Origin of the sequence: Vibrio sp. Vf1514 (assembly GCF_052076135.1) — a bacterium.
GTDB lineage: Bacteria > Pseudomonadota > Gammaproteobacteria > Enterobacterales > Vibrionaceae > Vibrio > Vibrio furnissii.
Window position 1 is genome coordinate 2,652,276 of sequence record NZ_CP197267.1, and the last position, 21,341, is coordinate 2,673,616.

Consider the following 21,341-nt stretch of genomic DNA (forward strand, 5'->3'; position numbering starts at 1 on the left):
AACCGAGTCTCTTATGCAGTTTTCCCCACCGCTTCAATCCGCAACGCTGATTCAGCGCTACAAACGTTTTCTGGCCGATGTCACCCTGCCAAACGGCGACCTACTGACCATGCATTGTGCCAACACGGGCGCGATGACGGGCTGTGCCGAACCGGGCAGCACCGTGTGGTATTCCACCTCCGACAACCCAAAGCGCAAGTACGCCCACAGTTGGGAAATCACCCAGACCGCGCGCGGCCATCGCATCTGCGTCAACACCGCACGCGCCAACACATTGGTCGTCGAAGCCATTCAAGATGGCACCATTACGGAATTGCAGGGCTATGACCAACTGCGAACCGAAGTGAAATATGGCAACGAAAATAGCCGCATTGATATCTTGCTCAACTCAGAATCCGGTCCAAACTGTTATATAGAAGTGAAAAGCGTCACCCTTTTGGATGAGCGAGCCGGGATATCGGGTGAGGAAAATCAATGCAAAGGTCAAGGTTACTTTCCCGATGCGGTCACAACTCGAGGCCAGAAACATTTACGAGAGCTGGCAGAAGTGGCAAAAAATGGAAGCAGAGCAGTACTTTTGTTTGCTGTTTTGCATTCAGGGATTGAAAAAGTCGCCCCAGCGCACCATATAGACGCGAACTATTCACAATTGTTAATAATGGCTCAAGAAGCCGGAGTGGAAGTTTTGTGTTACAAAGCAGAGCTTTCCGAGTGTGGCATCCGATTAGTGTCCTCAATCGAATTTGCGCATCAATCGCCAAAAAATTGATGGCGCCTTCACATTGACGATAACTTTATAATTGAGTATTTGCCTCGCCAACTTCTTTTTGCTATAGATACCCGCCTTAAATTGACTGCTCTCGCAGTTGACTAGGTGTTAGTAGGAGATGCTGTATGCCAGAATCCAAAAAGAAAACGCTAGGCATCCTAGCCATTGCAGGTGTTGAGCCGTATCAAGAAAAACCAGGTGAAGAGTACATGTCACCTGAGCAGATCGCTCATTTTACAAAAATTTTAGAAGCTTGGCGCAACCAGCTCAGAGAAGAAGTTGACCGTACCGTGCACCACATGCAGGACGAAGCAGCAAACTTCCCCGATCCAGTTGACCGCGCTTCTCAGGAAGAAGAGTTCAGCCTAGAACTGCGTAACCGTGACCGTGAGCGCCGTTTGATCAAGAAGATTGAAAAGACGTTAGACAAAATCAAAGAAGATGATTTTGGCTTCTGTGAATCTTGTGGGGTTGAGATCGGAGTCCGTCGTCTTGAAGCTCGTCCTACGGCCGACCTTTGTATCGACTGTAAAACGCTTGCAGAAATCAAAGAGAAACAGATGCTGGGTTAATTACCCGTCAGATGAGAAAAAGGGAGCAAAAAGCTCCCTTTTTATTTTCTTCGCAGGTTACACTTGAGAGTCACTGGTCACAAATTGCAATCCTATGAGTTACATTGGTCGTTTCGCCCCCTCACCGTCGGGTCCCCTGCATTTCGGTTCACTGATTGCTGCACTCGGCAGCTACTTTCAGGCTAAATCCCAACACGGGCAATGGCTGGTTCGCATCGAAGATTTGGATCCACCGCGAGAAATGCCCGGCGCTGCCGACTGGATCTTACAGGCGCTGGACGCGTATCACCTGCACTGGGATGGTGAAGTGGTGTATCAAAGCCAACGCCATGCGTTGTATCAGGGCCAAATTGAGCACTGGGTAGATTCAGGTCAAGCGTATTATTGCCAATGCACCCGTAAACAAATCAAAGCCGCAGGTGGCTTCTACCCCGGCACATGCCGCGATAAGCAGTTGCCGCTGAGCCAAGACTGCGCCATTCGCCTGCGCATGGACAATCCGGTGTATTCGTTCATCGATTTGAAACATGGGGAAATCACGATACCTTCAGCGTTGGCTGAAGAAGATTTCATCATCAAACGTCGGGATGGCTTGTTTGCCTATAATTTGGCCGTCGTGTTAGATGACATCGACCAAGGCGTGACCGAAGTGGTGCGAGGAGCCGATTTGATTGAGCCCACCGGGCGACAAATCAGTTTGTATCACACTTTAAAACAAAACCCAGTAAGCTACCTACATTTGCCTTTGGCGATGGATGGCAACGGGAATAAACTCTCAAAACAGAATCACGCCACGGCGATTAATCCCGCCGATCCAAAGCCAACGTTAATTCACGCCATGAAGTTCTTAGGCTTTGATATTAATGAAAAATTTATGGATGGACGCGTTGATGAAATCATCGCATGGGGATGCCAAAACTGGCGGATTGCACAGCTGCCAGTCGAGACCGAGATCACACCACGATTCTCAAATGGCGTTGTGTAAGCTATTATTAGCCGCAAATTCGGCCCATTTAAGCCACATTACGTGCAGAAACACGCTTGAATAGGCAACACCAATCAATGTCAGATGCACATGAATAACAACGACTTAGAACCAAGCAAACATCGCGTATATCCAGATTTAGATTTGAATATCATCACGCGCCAAGAGCACAACGTGTCTCGTCAGCATATCAGCGAGAATGCGTTAAAAGTGTTGTACCGCCTTCATGGTGCGGGCTTCGAGGCGTATCTGGTCGGCGGCGGTGTGCGTGATTTACTGTTGGGTGGAAAGCCCAAAGATTTTGATGTGGCCACCAATGCCACTCCCGAACAAATTCGCCAGCTGTTTCGTAACTGTCGCCTGATCGGGCGCCGTTTTCGTCTGGCACACATTATGTTCGGCCGCGATATTATTGAAGTGGCGACCTTCCGCGGTCACCACCAAGAAAACAACAAACAGATTGCCTCGCAATCTGAAGCCGGCATGCTGCTGCGTGATAACGTCTACGGCACCATCGATGAAGATGCCGAACGTCGTGATTTCACCATCAACGCCATGTACTACAACATTGCCGATTACAGCATTCACGACTATGCAGGCGGCATGGAAGACATGGACGACAAGCTGATCCGTCTGATTGGCGATCCGGAAACCCGCTACCGCGAAGATCCGGTGCGCATGCTGCGTGCGATTCGCTTTGCCGTCAAACTCGACTTCGACATCGAAGAAGAGACAGCGGCGCCAATCGAACACTTAGCGCCGCTGCTACGCGACATTCCGGCCGCGCGTCTGTACGAAGAATCGCTCAAGATGCTGCAATCGGGTTACGGCTTGGAAACGTACCACCTGATGCGTGAGTACAACCTATTCCAACAACTGTTTCCGACCATTGCGCGTCACTTTACCGACGATTACTCGTCGCAAACCGAACAGATGCTAGATTTGGCGCTGGATTCCACCGATCAGCGCATGGAAGAAGGCAAACGCGTCAATCCGGCGTTTATGTTTGCCGCCATGTTGTGGTACCCCATGCTGAAGATTGCCGATGAGCTGATGGAATTCGACCATTTCAGCGAATACGATGCCGTGATGGAAGCGAGCAACCGCATTCTCGATGACGTGGTGAAAAGCATTGCGATTCCGCGTCGCCACACCGCGACCATTCGTGAAATTTGGCAATTGCAACTGCGTCTGCCACGCCGCACCGGGAAACGCGCTTTCCGCCTGATGGAGCTAAACAAGTTCCGCGCCGGATTCGATTTTCTGGAAATGCGCGGGGAAGTGGAAGACGGTGAAACCAAACTGCTGGCTGGCTGGTGGGAAACCTTCCAAAGCGCAGGTCGCAACATGCGTCAGGCCATGGTGCTGGATTTAGATGGGGGCGCAAAAACCTCATCGACCCCGCGTCGTCGCAAGCCATCGCCACGCAAGAAGAAGAGCAAGACCTCGTCATGATCACCGCATATATCGCCGTAGGCAGTAACCTCAGCGACCCTGTGACTCAGGCAAGGCAAGCCATCGAAGCACTAAAATCTGTCCCGAAGTCGCGATTTATCGCGGCTTCGTCGCTGTATAGCAGCACACCAATGGGCCCACAGAATCAGCCGGATTACATTAATGCGGTGGTGGCCATTGAGACTGAATTAACGCCACTGGAACTGCTCGATTGCACCCAAGCGATTGAACAGGAACATGGGCGTGTCCGTAAAGCCGAACGTTGGGGCCCAAGAACACTCGACTTAGATATCGTGCTTTATGGCAATGAGGTGATGGAATCGGAGCGGCTAATCATTCCCCATTACGGAATGAAAGTACGTGAGTTCGTGCTCTACCCGCTCGCCGAGATCGCACCAAATTTACAACTCCCGGATGGGACTGCGTTGCCGACGCTGCTAGAGAGCGTTCCTCTCAATGGGCTCAGTATTTGGCAGACGCCAACGCCTAGTAAGGACAACGAATGAAAAAAATCACCATTAACGACCTGATGAAATGGAAACAGGAAGGTCGTAAAGTTCCGACTGTGACCGCTTACGATGCCAGCTTTGCACAGCTTTTTGAAAGCCAAGAGATGCCGGTGTTATTGGTGGGCGATTCTCTGGGCATGGTGCTGCAAGGCCATAGCGACACCTTGCCAGTGACCGTTGATGACATTGCGTACCACACGCGCTGTGTGCGTGCAGGCAGCCCGAATTCGCTGCTGATGGCCGACATGCCATTTATGAGCTACGCCACGCCAGAGCAAGCGTGTGAAAACGCCGCCAAAATCATGCGCGCTGGTGCGAACATGGTCAAAATTGAAGGTGGCGATTGGCTGGTCGAGACCGTCAAGGTCCTTGCCGAACGTGCGATCCCAGTGTGCGCGCATTTGGGCTTGACGCCGCAATCCGTCAATATTTTTGGTGGTTACAAGGTGCAAGGCCGCGAGCAAGAAAAAGCGGATCGCATGGTGAAAGACGCTCTGGCGCTACAAGAAGCCGGTGCGCAAATCATTTTGCTGGAATGTGTTCCAGCCACTTTGGCTGAACGGATTACTCAGCTGTTAGACGTGCCCGTGATCGGCATTGGCGCAGGCAATGCGACCGATGGTCAGATTCTGGTGATGCACGATATGTTCGGAATTTCGGCCAACTACATGCCAAAATTCTCGAAAAACTTTCTCGCTGAAACAGGTGACATGCGTAAAGCCGTAGCAAAATACATGGAAGATGTGGCAAACGGTACATTCCCTGATGAAGCGCATACTATTGCCTAAAGGAGTATTTCATGCAGACTTTTGCTGATGTTGCAGCTCTTCGTGAGCAGCTCAAACAGGTCAAGCGTGATGGTCGCCGTGTCGCATTCGTACCGACAATGGGCAATTTGCACGAAGGTCACCTCACCCTGGTGCGTAAAGCCCGTGAACAGGCCGATGTGGTCGTGGTGAGTATCTTCGTCAACCCAATGCAGTTTGACCGCGCAGATGATCTCAATAACTACCCACGTACGCTGGATGATGATCTAAGCAAACTCAACAGTGAAGGCGTGGATTTCGTCTTCACCCCCACGCCAGAGATCATGTACCCGTACGGCCTTGATAAACAAACGTTTGTTGAAGTCCCAGGGCTGTCTCACATGCTGGAAGGTGCTTCTCGCCCGGGCCATTTCCGCGGTGTGGCCACCATCGTCAGTAAGTTGTTCAACATTGTGCAGCCGAACGTCGCTTGCTTTGGTGAAAAAGATTACCAACAGCTGGCAGTGATTCGTCAAATGGTGGATGACTTGTGTCTCGATATCGAAGTGATTGGCGTGCCAACCGTGCGTGAAATGGACGGTTTAGCGATGAGTTCGCGCAATGGCCTGCTGACACTCGATGAGCGTCAACGTGCGCCTGTTCTGGCACGCACGATGCGCTGGATCAACAGTGCGATTCGTGGCGGCCGTGACGATTACAACTCAATCATTGAAGATGCGGTGGATCAGCTGCGCGCAGCCGATCTGGAACCCGATGAAATCTTTATTCGCGACGCACGTACGCTGCTGCCAATTTCCGCAGACAGCAAACAAGCGGTGATTCTGATGTCGGCCTTTCTGGGCAAAGTCCGCCTGATTGATAATCAGGTTTTGGATCTCGCCAGCGACAGCAAAGACGACTCGGAAGAAGAATAATCGTTTCGGCAGTCACAAAAAAAGGTCAACCTCGGTTGACCTTTTTTATTGCCAGCGGCTTGTAAGGCGGCAGCTTAGCTACGCAAGCCTCGGCCTTTGCTCACCAAGTAATGCGCCACGGCGTACAACGCCACAACGAACACACCCAGCACGCTAAATGACGTGACAATATTCACATCCGACACGCCTAAGAAGCCATAACGAAATGCGTTAACCATGTAGACGATCGGGTTGATTTTCGACACGCCTTGCCAAAACTCCGGCAACAAGCTGATCGAGTAAAAGACCCCGCCGAGGTACGTCAGCGGTGTCAGGACGAAGGTAGGAATGATCGAGATGTCATCAAACGTGCGTGCAAACACCGCGTTGATCAAGCCGCCCAACGAAAACACCACGGACGTCAAAAAGACGGTCGCAATAATGATGCCCCAGTGGTCAACACTGAGGTCGACGAAGAACAGCGACACAAACGTCACCATCGCGCCCACCAACAAACCACGTGCCACTCCGCCCATCACATAGCCGGCAATGATGACGTAGTTCGGTACCGGCGCCACCAGCAGCTCTTCAATGTTCTTTTGAAACTTGGCACTGAAAAAGGACGACGCCACGTTGGAGTACGAGTTGGTGATCACCGACATCATGATCAACCCCGGCACAATGTATTCCATGTAACTAAAGCCGTTCATCTGACCGATGCGAGACCCGATCAAATTACCGAAAATGATGAAATACAAGCTCATGGTAATCGCAGGCGGCACCAGTGTTTGCACCCAAATGCGCGTAAAACGGTTGATCTCTTTGCGCAGCAAGCTACGAAAAGCAGTCCAATAAATCTGATACATGCGAATTACCTCTGGCTCTGCTGGCGAACAATGCTGACGAACAGCTCTTCAAGACGGTTCGCTTTGTTACGCATCGACATCACATTGACGCCCTGCGCCGACAACTGCTCAAACACATGGTTCATGCCTTGCGTTTTCTCCAGTTCAATCTCCAGCGAACCATCAACCACGCGCTGCGAGACCACATCCGTAAGCGGCTGTAGCTTCTCTTCGCTGTCGATATCGAGAATAAAGGTTTCCACGCGCAGTTTGCCCAGCAACCCTTTCATGGTGGTGTTCTCAATCAGCTCACCTCGGTTGATGATGCCGATATGACGACACAGCATCTCTGCTTCTTCCAGATAATGCGTGGTCAGAATAATGGTGATGCCTTGCGCGTTGATCTGTTTGAGGAATTCCCACATTGAACGGCGCAGCTCAATGTCGACCCCGGCGGTCGGTTCATCCAAAATCAGCAGTTGCGGCTCGTGCATCAACGCGCGAGCAATCATCAGGCGACGCTTCATGCCCCCTGACAGGTTGCGCGCTCGCTCTGCACGCTTTTCCCACAGGTCAAGCTGAGTCAGATACTTCTTGGCGCGCTCCTTAGCCAGTGCGCGCGATACGCCGTAATAGCCCGCTTGCTGCATGACGATCTGTTCAACCGTTTCAAAGGGGTTGAAGTTAAATTCCTGCGGCACCAGACCTAAATGCTGTTTGGCTTGTTCCAAGTGGGTATCGATATTGTGGCCAAACACTTTGACCGTACCGGAGGTTTTATTCACTAAGGAGGAGATGATGCCAATCGTGGTCGACTTACCGGCACCATTGGGGCCAAGCAGCGCGTAGAAGTCGCCCTGATTGACCGTCAGGCTAACGCCCTTCAGCGCTTCAAAACCACCGGCATAGGTTTTGCGCAGCTGCTCAATGTCTAATGCATACATAACAATGTAAAAACTCTTTCTGTTCGAACAGACTAGATGTGCTGCTTAAAAGGTCAATTTTCAACCCTCCAACGCAAATAGATGGGATTAAATTCCCTTAATGTGAACAAGGTGATCTCTTCACCTTGTTTCAGTTATCACTTTTGCAAACAAAAACTTGCAAAAATTTTACTTCCATTAACTGCTCAGATGAGTAGTCTGTTAAGCAATTTGTCAGAGAATGAACGTATGACATTGTGTATAGTTGGCAAGCATACCCAAGTGGACTCAAGACGCCGCGTTCCATCTCGGGATTGAAGCAGGCACCTTGAGGGTACTTGGCTATAAACTAAGGGAAGTAAAATGCCAGAGATTAAACAACTATTCGAAAACAACTCGAAGTGGTCAGAGTCGATCAAAGCCGAGCGTCCTGAATACTTTAGCAAGTTAGCCGAAGGACAAAATCCGGACTTTCTATGGATTGGTTGTTCAGACAGTCGCGTACCCGCAGAGCGCTTAACCGGCCTCTATTCCGGTGAGTTGTTTGTACACCGCAACGTGGCCAACCAGGTCATTCACACCGACCTGAACTGCCTGTCTGTGGTGCAGTACGCGGTTGACGTACTGAAAGTGAAGCACATCATCATCTGTGGCCACTATGGTTGTGGCGGTGTGACCGCATCCATCGACAACCCGCAACTGGGGTTGATCAACAACTGGATTCTGCATATTCGCGATTTGTACTTCAAACACCGCGAGTATCTGGACCACATGCCAGAAGCCGACCGTTCGGACAAATTGGCCGAAATCAACGTCGCTGAACAAGTTTACAATCTGGGTAACTCTACTATCCTGCAAAACGCTTGGGAGCGTGGACAAGACGTTGAGATTCACGGCGTGGTGTACGGCATCGGTGATGGCCGTCTGGAATATCTGGGCGTGCGTTGCAACTCACGCGGCATGGTGGATGACAGCTACAAGAAAGCCATGGAAAAGATTTTAAATCCGCAGCACAAGTTGCTGTGTCGATAACAAAAAATGCCCACATCATGTGGGCATTTTTTTCATCCGGAATCGGCTTAAAGTGGAATCACTTTACCGATGTATGGCAGATGACGGTATTTCTGTGCGTAGTCGATGCCCACGCCCACCACGAATTCGTCTGGGATTTCAAACCCAATCCACTTCACGTCGACAGGCACTTCGCGACGAGACGGTTTGTCGAGCAGCGTACAGATCTGAATTGATTTGGGTTCGCGCAGTGACAGAATCTCTTTCACTTTGCTGAGCGTGTTGCCGGTATCAATGATGTCTTCCACCAGCAGCACATCTTTACCTTTGATGTCGTCATCCAGATCTTTCAGGATGCGCACGTCGCGAGAGCTTTCCATGCTGTTGCCGTAGCTCGACGCGGTCATGAAGTCGACCTGATGTGTCAGGCTGATGGCACGTGCCAAATCCGCCATAAACACAAAAGAACCACGCAGCAGACCGACCAGAACCAAATCTTCACTACCTGCGTAGTGATCTGAAATTTGCTGGCCTAGTGCGCGGACACGTTCCTGAACCTCTTGCTCAGAAATCATTACTTCAATTGTATGTTTCATACCAATCTCGTTTTTGTTGGAGCGACACTTGGCACTGCAAATCACACCGACAGCGCCGCTAAAGCTTTCGGCGCGTATAGTACCATTGCTGACGATGGGTGTTAACCTTTCACTGACGTTACGTTTTAATGAGAAATTGATTCAATAAAACACATTGAAAATAAATGCATTTCGTAAATGTGCACATTTTTTAGTCGCGAAACATTGACCTAAATCATGTACGCAATTACACTCATAAGGCTTTCAAAGCAATTAACAAAATAATCATTAGCGTTTACTAAAAAACGCAGACTACAACTCAAATGGCAAGGATTAAAACTATGGACGCATCGATAGAGAAACGCCCTAGAACGCGGCTATCTCCCCAAAAACGTAAACTTCAGTTGATGGAAATCGCGCTGGAAGTGTTTGCAAATCGTGGGATTGGTCGTGGCGGTCACGCCGACATCGCAGAAATTGCTCAAGTTTCTGTCGCGACCGTATTCAACTATTTCCCAACGCGCGAAGATTTGGTCGACGACGGACGTGCTCACTTACGTGGTTCGTCAGTTCTCCAACTTCCTGACCGACAACATCGATCTGGACATGCACGCAAAAGACAACATTGCGAACATCACCCGCGAAATGGTTCGTTTGGCCAATGACGATTGCCACTGGCTGAAAGTGTGGTTTGAGTGGAGCGCATCCACCCGTGATGAAGTGTGGCCCCTGTTTGTGTCGAGCAACCGCACCAACCAACTGCTGCTGAAAAACATGTTCTCAAAAGCGATTGAACGGGGTGAAGTATGCGAGCAACACGATGCAGATGATCTGGCGACGCTGTTCCATGGCGTGTGCTACTCCCTGTTCGTGCAAGCAAACCGTGTACGCGATGAAGGCTACATGCAGAAGCTGGTGAAGAGCTACCTCGACATGCTGTGCATCTATAAACGCGATCACTAAGCAAAGATTGATGAATCATAGCGCCGCAAGGCGCTATTTTTTTGCCGCAAAGGCCGAGCGACAGACATAAAAAAACCGCTGAGTGATCAGCGGTTTTTATCATTTAGCGCTTAGAAAATTATTTTTTCTTTTTCGCTTTTGCGTTTGGCAGGTCAGTGATCGTACCTTCAAACACTTCGGCAGCAAGGCCAACAGACTCGTGCAGCGTTGGGTGTGCGTGAATGGTCAGCGCGATGTCTTCTGCATCACAACCCATCTCGATTGCCAGACCGATTTCGCCCAGCAGTTCGCCGCCGTTCGTGCCCACAATCGCACCACCGATCACACGGTGAGTCTCTTTATCGAAGATCAGCTTCGTCATACCATCGGCACAGTCAGACGCAATTGCACGGCCTGATGCTGCCCATGGGAAGGTTGCCACTTCGTAGTTGATGCCTTCTGCTTTCGCTTCTTTTTCAGTTTTACCCACCCAAGCCACTTCTGGCTCAGTGTAAGCAATTGAAGGAATGACTTTCGGATCGAAGTAGTGTTTCTTACCAGAAATCACTTCCGCAGCGACGTGACCTTCATGTACACCTTTGTGCGCCAACATCGGTTGACCAACGATGTCGCCGATTGCGAAGATGTGAGGCACGTTGGTACGCATTTGCTTGTCTACGTTGATGAAGCCACGCTCATCCACTTCCAGACCCGCTTTCTCTGCGTCCAGCAGTTTACCGTTTGGTACACGGCCAATTGCCACAAGAACTGCATCGTAACGCTCAGCTTCTGCTGGCGCTTTTTTGCCTTCCATCGAAACGTAGATGCCATCTTCTTTTGCTTCAACCGCAGTCACTTTGGTTTCTAGCATCAGGTTGAACTTCTTCGCAATACGCTTGGTGAAGACTTTCACGATGTCTTTATCGGCTGCTGGGATCACTTGGTCGAACATTTCAACCACGTCGATTTGAGAACCCAGTGCGTGGTAAACCGTCCCCATTTCCAGACCGATGATACCACCGCCCATGATCAGCAGTTTTCCTGGGACTTCTTTCAGTTCCAGTGCGTCTGTTGAATCCCAAATGCGTGGGTCTTCATGAGGAATGAATGGCAGTTTGATTGGGCGAGAACCTGCAGCAACGATCGCGTTGTCGAAGTTCACCACAGTTTTGCCATCTTCGCCGTCTACTTCAATGGTGTTCGGGCCAGTGAACTTACCAAAACCGTTCACAACGTTCACTTTACGCATCTTCGCCATACCGCCAAGACCGCCAGTCAACTGAGTAATTACTTTTTCTTTCCACAGACGGATCTTGTCGATGTCTGTTTGTGGTTCACCAAACACGATACCGTGTTCAGCCAACGCTTTGGCTTCTTCGATCACTTTCGCAACGTGCAGCAGTGCTTTCGATGGGATACAACCCACGTTCAGACACACACCACCAAGGGTGTTGTAACGTTCGATAAGTACTGTGTCCAGACCTAAGTCTGCACAACGGAATGCAGCGGAGTAACCAGCAGGACCGGCACCAAGCACTACAACTTGGGCTTTAATTTCTTTGCTCATTTCGACCTCTTGTAGTCAATATCCCTAACAGGCTGAGTGGGTGTTCTATCTATTTGTTTTGTGTTTAAAACGTAATGCTTAAAACGAAAGACTTAAACGCTTATTTTTCAGACCGTAACAGTTTACAGAGATGTTAATGGTGTGAAAAGTAAATCCATGTAGCCTGTGAGCTAGACGACAATTCAATGGGGAAAAATTTTTCCATCATCAAATTGCAAGACAATGCTTGAATCAAGGCGGCTAAAGAGCCGCCTTATTGTGTTTTGAACCGATTACAGAACCAGACGACGAATGTCGCTCAGGCAACCGTTCAAGTAAGTGATGAAGCGTGCACCTTCCGCGCCATCGATCACACGGTGGTCGTATGACAGAGACAGTGGCAGTTGCAGACGTGGCGCAAATTCTTTGCCGTTCCACACTGGCTTCATTTCAGACTTAGACACACCCAGAATACCTACTTCTGGTGCATTCACGATTGGTGTGAATGCTGTACCGCCGATACCACCCAGACTTGAGATGGTGAAACAGCCGCCTTGCATGTCAGACGCCGTCAGTTTACCTGCACGTGCTTTCTTCGATACGACTGCCAACTCTTCAGACAGCTCGTAAATGCCTTTCTTGTTCACGTCTTTGAACACAGGAACAACCAGACCGTTTGGTGTGTCAACAGCGATACCGATGTTCACGTATTTCTTCAGAATCAGGCTTTCACCATCTTCAGACAGAGACGAGTTGAACGCAGGGAATGCTTCCAGCGCTTTCGCAGCCGCTTTCATGATGAACACCAGTGGCGTGATCTTCATGCCAGTGTCTTTCTTCGCTTCGATCGCGTTCTGTTCTTTACGGAAAGCTTCTAGTTCTGTGATGTCTGCGTTATCCCACTGAGTCACGTGCGGGATCATCACCCAGTTACGGTGCAGGTTCGCGCCAGAGATCTTCTTAATGCGAGACAGTGGCTGAATTTCAGTGTCACCGAACTTGCTGAAGTCCACTTTTGGCCAAGGTAGCAGGCCAAGTGCTGCGCCGTCGCCTTTGCCAGATGCGGCTGATGCTGCGCCTGATTCTAGGCGTTTCAGCGCTTCTTTCACGTAGTTCTGAACGTCTTCTTTCAGAATGCGGCTCTTACGACCTGAACCTTTCACTTTAGACAGGTTCACACCGAATTCACGCGCTAAGCGACGAACCACTGGTGACGCGTGTGCGTACTCATTGTTCTCTTGGAAGTCGCCGGTTGCCGCTGCAGGTGCTGCTGCCGCTGGCGCTTCAGCTTTCGGTGCCGCTGCTGCAGGTGCTGCGGCTTGAGCTGGTGCTGAAACAGCTGCCGGCGCTGCGCCTGCCACTTCAAACACCATGATCAGTGAGCCAGTCGACACTTTGTCGCCAGCCGCGACTTTGATCGCTTTCACTTTACCCGCGAATGGTGCAGGAACTTCCATCGACGCTTTGTCGCCTTCCACAGTGATCAGAGATTGCTCTTCGCTCACCATGTCGCCAACTGCAACCATGATTTCAGTCACTTCAACTTCATCGCCGCCGATATCTGGCACGTTAACTTCTTTATCTGCTGCTACCGCTGGCGCTGCTGCTGGAGCCGCTGCCTGAGCTGGCGCTGCCGCTGCTGGCGCACCAGAACCGGCCACTTCGAAGACCATGATCAGTGAGCCTGTGGTCACTTTGTCACCCGACGCGATCTTGATCTCTTTCACGGTACCCGCGAATGGCGCAGGCACTTCCATTGACGCTTTGTCGCCTTCAACAGTGATCAGCGACTGCTCTTCAGACACGGTGTCACCCACCGCAACCATGATTTCAGTCACTTCAACTTCGTCACCGCCGATGTCCGGTACGTTGACTTCTTTCAGTTCAACCGCTGCTGGCGCTGCCGCAACTGGTGCTGCTTCCGCCGCAGGTGCTGGTGCAGCCGCTGCTGCACCTTCCGCTTCAAACACCATGATCAGTGAGCCAGTTGTGACTTTATCACCAGTCACAACTTTGATTTCTTTGACAATACCGGCCTGAGACGCAGGAACTTCCATAGAAGCTTTGTCGCCTTCAACAGTAATCAGAGATTGTTCTTCTTCAACCTTGTCGCCTACGCTGACAAGAATCTCAGTCACTTCAACCTCATCTGCACCGATATCTGGTACGTAAATTTCGATAGCCATGCTTTTCCTACCTTCAATTAAGCGTATAGCGGGTTAGTTTTTTCAGTGTCGATGTCGAATTTCTTGATAGCTTCCGCCACCACAGATTTCTCAACTTCACCACGTTTCGCTAGTTCGTTTAGCGCAGCAACAACGACGTAGCCTGCGTTCACTTCGAAGTGACGACGTAGGTTCTCACGGCTGTCTGAACGACCGAAGCCGTCAGTACCCAGCACTTTGTAAGACTCTGCAGGAATGAACGCGCGAACTTGGTCAGCGTAGTTCTTCATGTAGTCGGTTGCAGCGATTGCTGGTTCAGTTCCCATCACTGAAGCGATGTAAGGTACTTGCGCTTCGGCTTCTGGGTGAAGCATGTTGTAACGCTCGACGTTCTGACCATCACGAGCCAGTTCGTTGAATGAGGTTACAGAGTAAACATCAGACGCGATGCCGTATTCTTCGCTCAGGATCACTGCCGCTTTGCGTACTTCATTCATGATAGTACCTGAGCTCATCAGTTGAACCTTACCTTTAGAACCAGACAGCGTTTCCAGTTTGTAGATACCTTTACGGATACCTTCTTCTGCGCCTTCTGGCATCGCTGGGTGAGCGTAGTTCTCGTTCATCAGCGTCATGTAGTAGAACACGTTCTCTTGATCGCCATACATACGACGGATACCGTCTTGCATGATCACCGCAACTTCGTAAGCGAATGTTGGGTCGTAAGAGATACAGTTCGGAATCGTCGCGGCTTGAATGTGTGAGTGACCATCTTCGTGCTGCAGACCTTCACCGTTCAGAGTTGTACGGCCAGCCGTTGCGCCCAGTAGGAAACCACGCGCTTGTTGGTCACCTGCCATCCATGCCATATCGCCAACGCGTTGGAAACCGAACATTGAGTAGTAGATGTAGAACGGAATCATTGGCAGGTTGTTGGTGCTGTAAGATGTCGCAGCCGCAACCCAAGATGACATTGCACCCAGTTCGTTGATCCCTTCTTGCAGTACCTGACCTGCAGTGTCTTCTTTGTAGTAAGACACCACGCCACGGTCTTCAGGCGTGTACGTCTGGCCGTGTGGGTTGTAGATACCGATTTGACGGAACAGACCTTCCATACCGAAAGTACGTGCTTCGTCAGCAATGATAGGAACGATGTTCTTACCAATGTTTTTGTCTTTCAACAGAATGTTCAGTGCACGCACGTAAGCCATGGTTGAAGAGATTTCACGTTTCTGTTCTTCCAGAAGCGGTTTGAACTCTTCCAGTTCAGGAATCACAAGCTCTTGTGTGAACTTAGGCAGACGCTGTGGCGTGTAACCGTGCAGCGCTTTACGACGAGCGTGCAGGTATTCAAATTCTTTTGAACCTTCTTCCAGTTTCAGGTAAGGCAGATTGTTCACTTCTTCATCAGAAATGATGTCTTGCAGACCCAGACGGTTACGCATCGCGATCACGTGCGTCATGTCCATCTTCTTCACTTGGTGTGCAATGTTCTTACCTTGAGCCGCATCACCCATGCCGTAACCTTTTACAGTCTTCGCGAGGATAACGGTTGGACGGCCTTTGGTGTCTTGTGCGTTCTTGAACGCTGCGTACAGTTTAGAAGACTCGTGACCACCACGTTTCAGGGCGAACACTTCGTCGTCAGTCATGTCAGCAACCAGCGCTGCTGTCTCTGGGTATTTACCGAAGAAATGCTCACGAACGTACGCGCCATCTTTCGCTTTGAACGTTTGGTAGTCGCCGTCGATGGTTTCGTTCATCAGTTGCAGCAATTTACCTGAGGTGTCTTTTGCCAGCAGAGAATCCCAGTTGTTACCCCAGATCACTTTCACCACGTTCCAGCCAGCGCCTTTGAACAGGCCTTCTAGCTCTTGGATGATCTTGCCGTTACCCATTACTGGGCCATCCAGACGTTGCAGGTTACAGTTGATCAGGAAGCACAGGTTGTCCAGTTTCTCACGCGCCGCGAAAGAAATGGCACCACGTGATTCTGGCTCATCCATCTCACCGTCGCCCAAGAACGCGTAAACGCGCTGCTCAGCAGTGTCTTTCATGCCACGGCCTTCCAGGTATTTCAGGAAGCGAGCTTGGTAGATCGATGCGATAGGACCCAGACCCATAGATACGGTTGGGAATTGCCAGAATTCAGGCATCAGTTTCGGGTGTGGGTAGGAAGGAATGCCTTTGCCATCCACTTCTTGACGGAAGTTATCCAGTTGTTCTTCTGTCAGGCGGCCTTCAACGAATGCACGCGCGTAAATCCCTGGAGAAATATGACCTTGGTAGTAAACCAGGTCACCACCGTCCTTCTCGTTTGGTGCACGGAAGAAGTGGTTGAAACATGTTTCATAGAACGCAGCTGAAGACTGGAATGATGCCATGTGGCCGCCCAGATCCAGGTCTTTCTTCGATGCACGCAGAACGATCATGATCGCGTTCCAACGAATGATCGAACGAATACGACGTTCAATGGTCGTGTCGCCTGGGTATGCCGGTTCTTGCGCCGCAGGAATCGTGTTGATGTAGTTAGTTGTAATACCAGTTGGCATATCAACGCCGTCTAGACGTGCTTTTTCCAGTACTTCTTCTAGTAGATACTGGGCACGCTCTACGCCTTCTTCACGTACAACTGACTCAAGTGCGGCTAACCACTCCTGAGTTTCCAGTGCATCTACGTCATGCTTCATGTCAGACATGGCGATCTATCCTTCTGTTGGTTGGACTTATTTGAATCGCAATGGACCGCTTATTGCGGCTCATTACCCTGTTGGATACGGCGCAGAGAACGCTCACGACGAGACTCTTCCCGGGTCAGATCCAACAATGTTTCTTCGATATAAGCTAAGTGTGAATGAGACATCTCGCGCGCCTTTTCAGGCTGACCAGATACGATCGCATCCACGATATTAGCTCGGTGCTTACTTACTTTCTCCACCGCTTCGGGGCGGCGGCGTAATAATTTAAAATTCTGCAGAATATTTTGCTCAAGCAGGGGAGCAAGACTTCGAACGATGTGGAGCAGAACCACGTTATGAGCAGCTTCCGTAATAGCAATCAGAAACTCCATGACGGTTGCGGATTCTTTTTCGACGTCCTTCGCATCCTGAAGCTCACCAATTCGCGCCACGCAGGCTTGAATACGGGCAAAATCTTCTTCGGTACCACGCAGTGCTGCAAAATACGCCGAAATTCCTTCCAACGCATGACGCGCTTCAAGGAGATCCAACTGGGTTTCCGAGTGGCTAGACAATAAATTTAGCAGAGGATCGGAGAAACTCTTCCACATGTGCTCGCTTACGAAAGTGCCACCGCCCTGACGACGAGTCAGCAGACGTTTGGCTTCGAGGCGTTGAATGGCTTCACGGACAGATGGACGGGATACATCGAACTGTTTGGCCAGCTCTCGCTCCGGTGGCAGTTGATGCCCAGGGGCTAATGTTCCTTCCACAATCAACCGTTCTAACTCCTGTTCAATCACATCGGAGAGTTTCGGCTGACGAATCCTTTGATAAGCCATAATTTATTGTTCTTCTCTTTGTATTCTTGCAGGCAATTGGTAATACCAATTTCAAGTTGGTGCAGAAATTAACATAATTAAAACGCCAATGTCCAGTCAAAAATTGACCCACATCATAGAACCGGCCTAATGAAAACACTTTACTAACAATAGCGCACTAAAACGGCAATAAGATTGGTCAGACCAATTACAAAAAACATACAGACGAGAAATTAACGGACGATGAAAAATATTCATAGTGTCGATGTTGTGGGCAAAATTTAGAAGCCAATCACAAAAATAGGACAAAAAAAGAGCACCTGACAAGTCGGTGCTCTGAGATAGGATTATTTAACTAAAACGTACAAGTGAATTACAGATTGGTAACCTCATTCACTTATCGTGCTTCGAGATGATCGACCATCAACTGCAAGGATTGGTTGCCGCGAAACTCGTTGATATCGAGTTTGTAAGCGAGGCGGACGGTTTTCACTGAAGCATCAGGCCAGCGACGCAAATCCACGTTAAACGCGATACCGTCGATCATGATGTTGGTCGGGTGACCTTTATGCAGCGGCTCCAACATCAACTTGAGATGCTTCTCCCCCACCAGCTTTTGATGCAGGACTTTAAACTCACCATCAAACACCGGCTCTGGAAACGCTTGTCCCCACGGGCCGCCTGCGCGCAGCATTTCAGCCACGTGCATCGAAAACTCTTCCGGCGCCAATTCGCCATCAGTCAGAATCACGCCTTTGAGCAGCGCGTCATCGAGATCCTGACGCACCACCTCGTCAAACAGGCGGCTAAAACGCTCAAAATTGTGCTCTTCAATCGTTAATCCCGCCGCCATGGCGTGGCCACCAAACTTCAGAATGATGCCCGGATTCTGTGTGTCGATTTTGTCGAGTGCGTCTCGCATGTGCAGGCCTGGAATGGAGCGACAAGAGCCTTTAATCAAGCCGTCACCGCCATCGGCAAACGCAATCACCGGACGATGAAACTGCTCTTTGATACGCGAGGCCAAAATGCCAATTACGCCCTGATGCCAATCGCGCTGGAACATCACCAAGCCGTGTGGCAACTCGGTGTCTTTGCCAAATTGCAGCCGTTCACAAAACGCCATCGCTTCTTGTTTCATGCCCTCTTCAATCTCTTTGCGCGTCTGATTGAGGCCATCCAGTTCACTGGCCATGCGCCGCGCCGCGTGAATGTTGTTGCTCAGCAGCAACTCCACCCCAAAGGACATGTCATCGAGACGCCCTGCGGCGTTAATCCGCGGCCCCAATGCAAACCCGAAATCCGACGCCACCAGTTTACGCGCATCGCGCTTAGCCACTTCAATCAGCGCTTGAATCCCCGGACGCGCTTTCCCGGCACGAATGCGCTGTAAGCCTTGGTGCACCAAAATGCGGTTATTTTCATCCAGCGGCACCACGTCAGCGACCGTCCCTAACGCCACCAAATCAATCAGTTCCATCAGTTTGGGTTCGGCCATGCCTTGCTCAGCAAACCAGCCGCAACGACGCATGTGAACGCACAGCGCCATCATCAGGTAAAACGCCACCCCCACCCCAGCCAGTGCTTTGGAAGGAAACGCACATTGCTGCAAGTTGGGGTTGACCATGGCATCCGCCGCCGGCAGCTCAGCGCCCGGTAAGTGGTGGTCGGTCACCAACACGCTCAGTCCGTGTTGTTTGGCAAATCGCACGCCTTCAATCGAGGACACGCCGTTATCGACGGTCATGATCATCTCGGCGTTCATCGCCAGCGCTTGTTCTACCACTTCGGGGCTTAGGCCATAACCGTCTTCAAAACGGTTGGGCACCAGATAATCCACGTTGTGGCTGCCCAGCATGCGCAGCGCCAGTACCGACAAGGCGGAACTGGTGGCACCATCGGCGTCAAAGTCGCCAACAACGATGATGCGCTTCTGCTGCTTGATGGCCTCAAACAGCAGTTCAACAGCGGCATCGATGCCATGCAATTGCTGATAGGAGTGCAGCGCCTTGGCCGCTTTTTCCAGTTGTTCGACGCTGCTCACCCCACGGTTGAGGTAGATGCGTCTTAACAATGGAGGAATGGTGTCTGGGAGTTGAGCCAGATCTGGCTCCGGTCGTCGTTGAATTTCAATCATCTGTTCTCAGGCCTGAGGCGTGCTCAGGCCCGTATCCTTTCTGCTTTGATTACATGTTTTGTAGGCGTTGCAACAGTTGTGGTGCTGGCAAGTAACCACCGACCATTTCGCCGTTCGGCAGGAAGATCGCCGGAGTACCGCTGATGCCCAGCTCACGCCCCAATTGGTAATGCTGTGCGATGGTTTGTTTGCACTGCGCCAAATCCCCTTGGGTTTCCAACGTTTGACGGTTCATTTTGGCGTTGTGGATGGCCGCTTTCGGATCATCAGCGCACCAGATGGCAGCCATCTGTTCAGCGACTTGGCCAGTCGGCCCTTGGCGTGGGTACGCCAGATAACGCACGGTAATACCCGCATCGTTGTACTCTTTCAACTGGCTGTGCAGGCGCACGCAGTAGCCACAAGTAATATCGGTAAACACGGTGACAATGTATTTTTCATTCGCCGCTTTGTATTCGATCATACTGTCTTGGAACTGCGCGATTTTCTTGGCATTGATCGGCGCTTGGCGCTTGGCCAAAACGTCGGTGTAGCCGCCATTGGCATCCATTTCGTACAGTGTGCCAGCAATGAAGTGCTTGCCATCGGGTGACGCAAACAACACGCCACCGGCCGTTTGCACTTCCACCAAGCCGTCAATCGCCGACGGCACCACATCCATCACATCCAACCCCAGCTTGGCAAATCGTTGCTGAAATACGCTTTTGTCGAGCTGCACTTGGGCAGCGGTTTTCTCGGCAGACACCGTTTCTGCGTTACACGCCACCGCAACGAACGGCAGCAGCAGAAGTGATAATCGGCGTAAAATCTTCATAAAAAAGTCCTTTCCATCAAGCCCTTGGGTGGTGCTCGCTGTGTAGTTGTTTCAATCTCTCAGTCGCGACATGAGTATAAATTTGCGTCGTCGATAAGTCACTATGACCGAGCAGCATTTGTACCACGCGTAAATCCGCGCCGTAGTTTAACAGGTGGGTGGCAAACGCGTGGCGTAAAACGTGCGGCGATAGTTTGTCGACATCAATGCCGGCAATCACCGCGTAATGTTTGATGCGATGCCAAAATGTTTGGCGCGTCATTTGTTGCGCTCGCTTGCTTGGAAACACCACATCCGATGTTTGCTCACCTAACAGGTGAGACCGACCTTGCGCCAGAAAAGTTTCAATCCACTCAATGGCATTCTCGCCCATCGGCACCAAGCGTTCTTTGCCACCTTTACCAATCACGCGTACCACGCCTTGACGTAGGCTGATGTTTTCCATCGTCAGCGACACCAATTCGGTCACACGCAGGCCCGTGGCATACAACAGCTCTAGCATTGCTTTGTCTCGCAGCTCAATCGGGTCGTCCGGATTGGGGGCACTGAGCAGCGCATCCACTTGGGCTTCGCTGAGATCTTTGGGCAAGCGCTTCGGTAATTTGGGGCTAATCAATAAGGCACTCGGATCGTCGGCACGCATTTTCTCGCGGTGCAGGTACTGAAACAGGCGACGAATCGCCGACAACATGCGCGCGCGCGAGGTCTGTTTGTAATCCTGATCCACCAGCCAAGTTTGATATTCTTGCAGGCCTGACAGGCTGATGAAATCCAATCGGTAGTTGTGGCGCTGCATCCAATCTAGCAGCTTCATCAGATCATTGCGGTACGACATCAGGGTGTTTTCCGATAACCCTCGTTCCATCCACATCGCATCAAGAAACTGTTCCACCAGCCCTTGATCAGGAGAAAAATGCTCTGACACCTGTACTTC

The 21,341-nt window shown here is 50.7% G+C and carries 18 protein-coding genes and 1 pseudogene; 9 read left to right on the forward strand and 10 right to left on the reverse strand.

Going from position 1 to position 21,341, the window contains the following annotated elements:
• Positions 1-13 precede the first annotated feature (13 nt).
• From sfsA to panC, 7 genes are all read left to right on the forward strand, one after another.
• Positions 14-769 (forward strand): DNA/RNA nuclease SfsA, encoded by a 756-nt coding sequence (sfsA, locus tag ACS18Q_RS12255; RefSeq protein ID WP_154180379.1) that lies wholly within the window; start codon positions 14-16, stop codon positions 767-769.
• Positions 770-894: 125 nt separating this feature from the next.
• Positions 895-1,341: an RNA polymerase-binding protein DksA gene (gene dksA / locus ACS18Q_RS12260; RefSeq protein ID WP_004729038.1), complete on the forward strand. Its 447-nt coding sequence runs from the start codon at positions 895-897 to the stop codon at positions 1,339-1,341.
• Between the two features lie 94 nt (positions 1,342-1,435).
• Positions 1,436-2,326 (forward strand): tRNA glutamyl-Q(34) synthetase GluQRS, encoded by an 891-nt coding sequence (gene gluQRS, locus ACS18Q_RS12265; protein ID WP_143680353.1) that lies wholly within the window; start codon positions 1,436-1,438, stop codon positions 2,324-2,326.
• 90 nt (positions 2,327-2,416) lie between these two features.
• Positions 2,417-3,781 carry a polynucleotide adenylyltransferase PcnB gene (pcnB, locus tag ACS18Q_RS12270; protein WP_143680352.1) on the forward strand — a complete coding sequence of 455 codons (1,365 nt, stop codon included), beginning with the start codon at positions 2,417-2,419 and terminating at the stop codon, positions 3,779-3,781.
• Positions 3,778-4,287, forward strand: coding sequence for a 2-amino-4-hydroxy-6-hydroxymethyldihydropteridine diphosphokinase (gene folK, locus ACS18Q_RS12275; protein ID WP_014204468.1), 510 nt, complete (start codon positions 3,778-3,780; stop codon positions 4,285-4,287). Before pcnB ends, folK begins: the two co-directional genes overlap by 4 nt.
• Positions 4,284-5,078, forward strand: coding sequence for a 3-methyl-2-oxobutanoate hydroxymethyltransferase (gene panB / locus ACS18Q_RS12280; protein ID WP_004729046.1), 795 nt, complete (start codon positions 4,284-4,286; stop codon positions 5,076-5,078). Before folK ends, panB begins: the two co-directional genes overlap by 4 nt.
• An 11-nt stretch (positions 5,079-5,089) precedes the next feature.
• A complete protein-coding gene (panC, locus tag ACS18Q_RS12285; RefSeq protein ID WP_004729048.1) occupies positions 5,090-5,971 on the forward strand; it encodes a pantoate--beta-alanine ligase in 882 nt (293 codons plus the stop codon).
• 74 nt (positions 5,972-6,045) lie between these two features.
• On the opposite strand, the gene ACS18Q_RS12290 is transcribed toward panC, so the two are convergent.
• Both ACS18Q_RS12290 and ACS18Q_RS12295 read right to left on the reverse strand, forming a co-directional pair.
• Positions 6,046-6,816, reverse strand: a complete 771-nt coding sequence (locus ACS18Q_RS12290; RefSeq protein ID WP_004729049.1) for an ABC transporter permease — start codon at positions 6,814-6,816, stop codon at positions 6,046-6,048.
• A gap of 5 nt (positions 6,817-6,821) precedes the next feature.
• Entirely contained in the window at positions 6,822-7,739 is a 918-nt protein-coding gene (locus ACS18Q_RS12295; RefSeq protein ID WP_004729051.1) for an ABC transporter ATP-binding protein, read from the reverse strand.
• 342 nt (positions 7,740-8,081) lie between these two features.
• Here ACS18Q_RS12295 and can point away from each other — a divergent pair, with 342 nt between their 5' ends.
• Positions 8,082-8,750: a carbonate dehydratase gene (can, locus tag ACS18Q_RS12300; protein ID WP_004729053.1), complete on the forward strand. Its 669-nt coding sequence runs from the start codon at positions 8,082-8,084 to the stop codon at positions 8,748-8,750.
• 47 nt (positions 8,751-8,797) lie between these two features.
• Here can and hpt read toward each other — a convergent pair whose 3' ends face one another.
• Positions 8,798-9,325 carry a hypoxanthine phosphoribosyltransferase gene (gene hpt, locus ACS18Q_RS12305; RefSeq protein ID WP_004729056.1) on the reverse strand — a complete coding sequence of 176 codons (528 nt, stop codon included), beginning with the start codon at positions 9,323-9,325 and terminating at the stop codon, positions 8,798-8,800.
• Positions 9,326-9,645: 320 nt separating this feature from the next.
• On the opposite strand from hpt, the pseudogene ACS18Q_RS12310 reads away from it, so the two are divergent.
• A pseudogene (locus ACS18Q_RS12310) lies at positions 9,646-10,267 on the forward strand (LuxR/HapR/OpaR family quorum-sensing transcriptional regulator).
• Positions 10,268-10,385: 118 nt separating this feature from the next.
• Here the strand turns inward: ACS18Q_RS12310 and lpdA are convergent.
• The 7 genes from lpdA to xerD form a co-directional block, all read right to left on the reverse strand.
• Positions 10,386-11,813 carry a dihydrolipoyl dehydrogenase gene (lpdA, locus tag ACS18Q_RS12315; RefSeq protein ID WP_004729062.1) on the reverse strand — a complete coding sequence of 476 codons (1,428 nt, stop codon included), beginning with the start codon at positions 11,811-11,813 and terminating at the stop codon, positions 10,386-10,388.
• Positions 11,814-12,085: 272 nt separating this feature from the next.
• On the reverse strand, positions 12,086-13,978 hold the full coding sequence (gene aceF / locus ACS18Q_RS12320) for a pyruvate dehydrogenase complex dihydrolipoyllysine-residue acetyltransferase (protein WP_004729064.1): 1,893 nt from the start codon (positions 13,976-13,978) through the stop codon (positions 12,086-12,088).
• Positions 13,979-13,995: 17 nt separating this feature from the next.
• Positions 13,996-16,656 carry a pyruvate dehydrogenase (acetyl-transferring), homodimeric type gene (gene aceE / locus ACS18Q_RS12325; RefSeq protein WP_004729066.1) on the reverse strand — a complete coding sequence of 887 codons (2,661 nt, stop codon included), beginning with the start codon at positions 16,654-16,656 and terminating at the stop codon, positions 13,996-13,998.
• Positions 16,657-16,706: 50 nt separating this feature from the next.
• A complete protein-coding gene (gene pdhR, locus ACS18Q_RS12330) occupies positions 16,707-17,477 on the reverse strand; it encodes a pyruvate dehydrogenase complex transcriptional repressor PdhR (RefSeq protein WP_004729068.1) in 771 nt (256 codons plus the stop codon).
• 376 nt (positions 17,478-17,853) lie between these two features.
• The gene (gene recJ, locus ACS18Q_RS12335; protein WP_004729070.1) at positions 17,854-19,593 is read right to left on the reverse strand and encodes a single-stranded-DNA-specific exonuclease RecJ; all 1,740 of its coding nucleotides are present in this window, start codon (positions 19,591-19,593) and stop codon (positions 17,854-17,856) included.
• 49 nt (positions 19,594-19,642) lie between these two features.
• Positions 19,643-20,407 (reverse strand): bifunctional protein-disulfide isomerase/oxidoreductase DsbC, encoded by a 765-nt coding sequence (dsbC, locus tag ACS18Q_RS12340; RefSeq protein ID WP_055466521.1) that lies wholly within the window; start codon positions 20,405-20,407, stop codon positions 19,643-19,645.
• 16 nt (positions 20,408-20,423) lie between these two features.
• On the reverse strand, positions 20,424-21,332 hold the full coding sequence (xerD, locus tag ACS18Q_RS12345) for a site-specific tyrosine recombinase XerD (protein WP_004729073.1): 909 nt from the start codon (positions 21,330-21,332) through the stop codon (positions 20,424-20,426).
• Positions 21,333-21,341 lie beyond the last annotated feature (9 nt).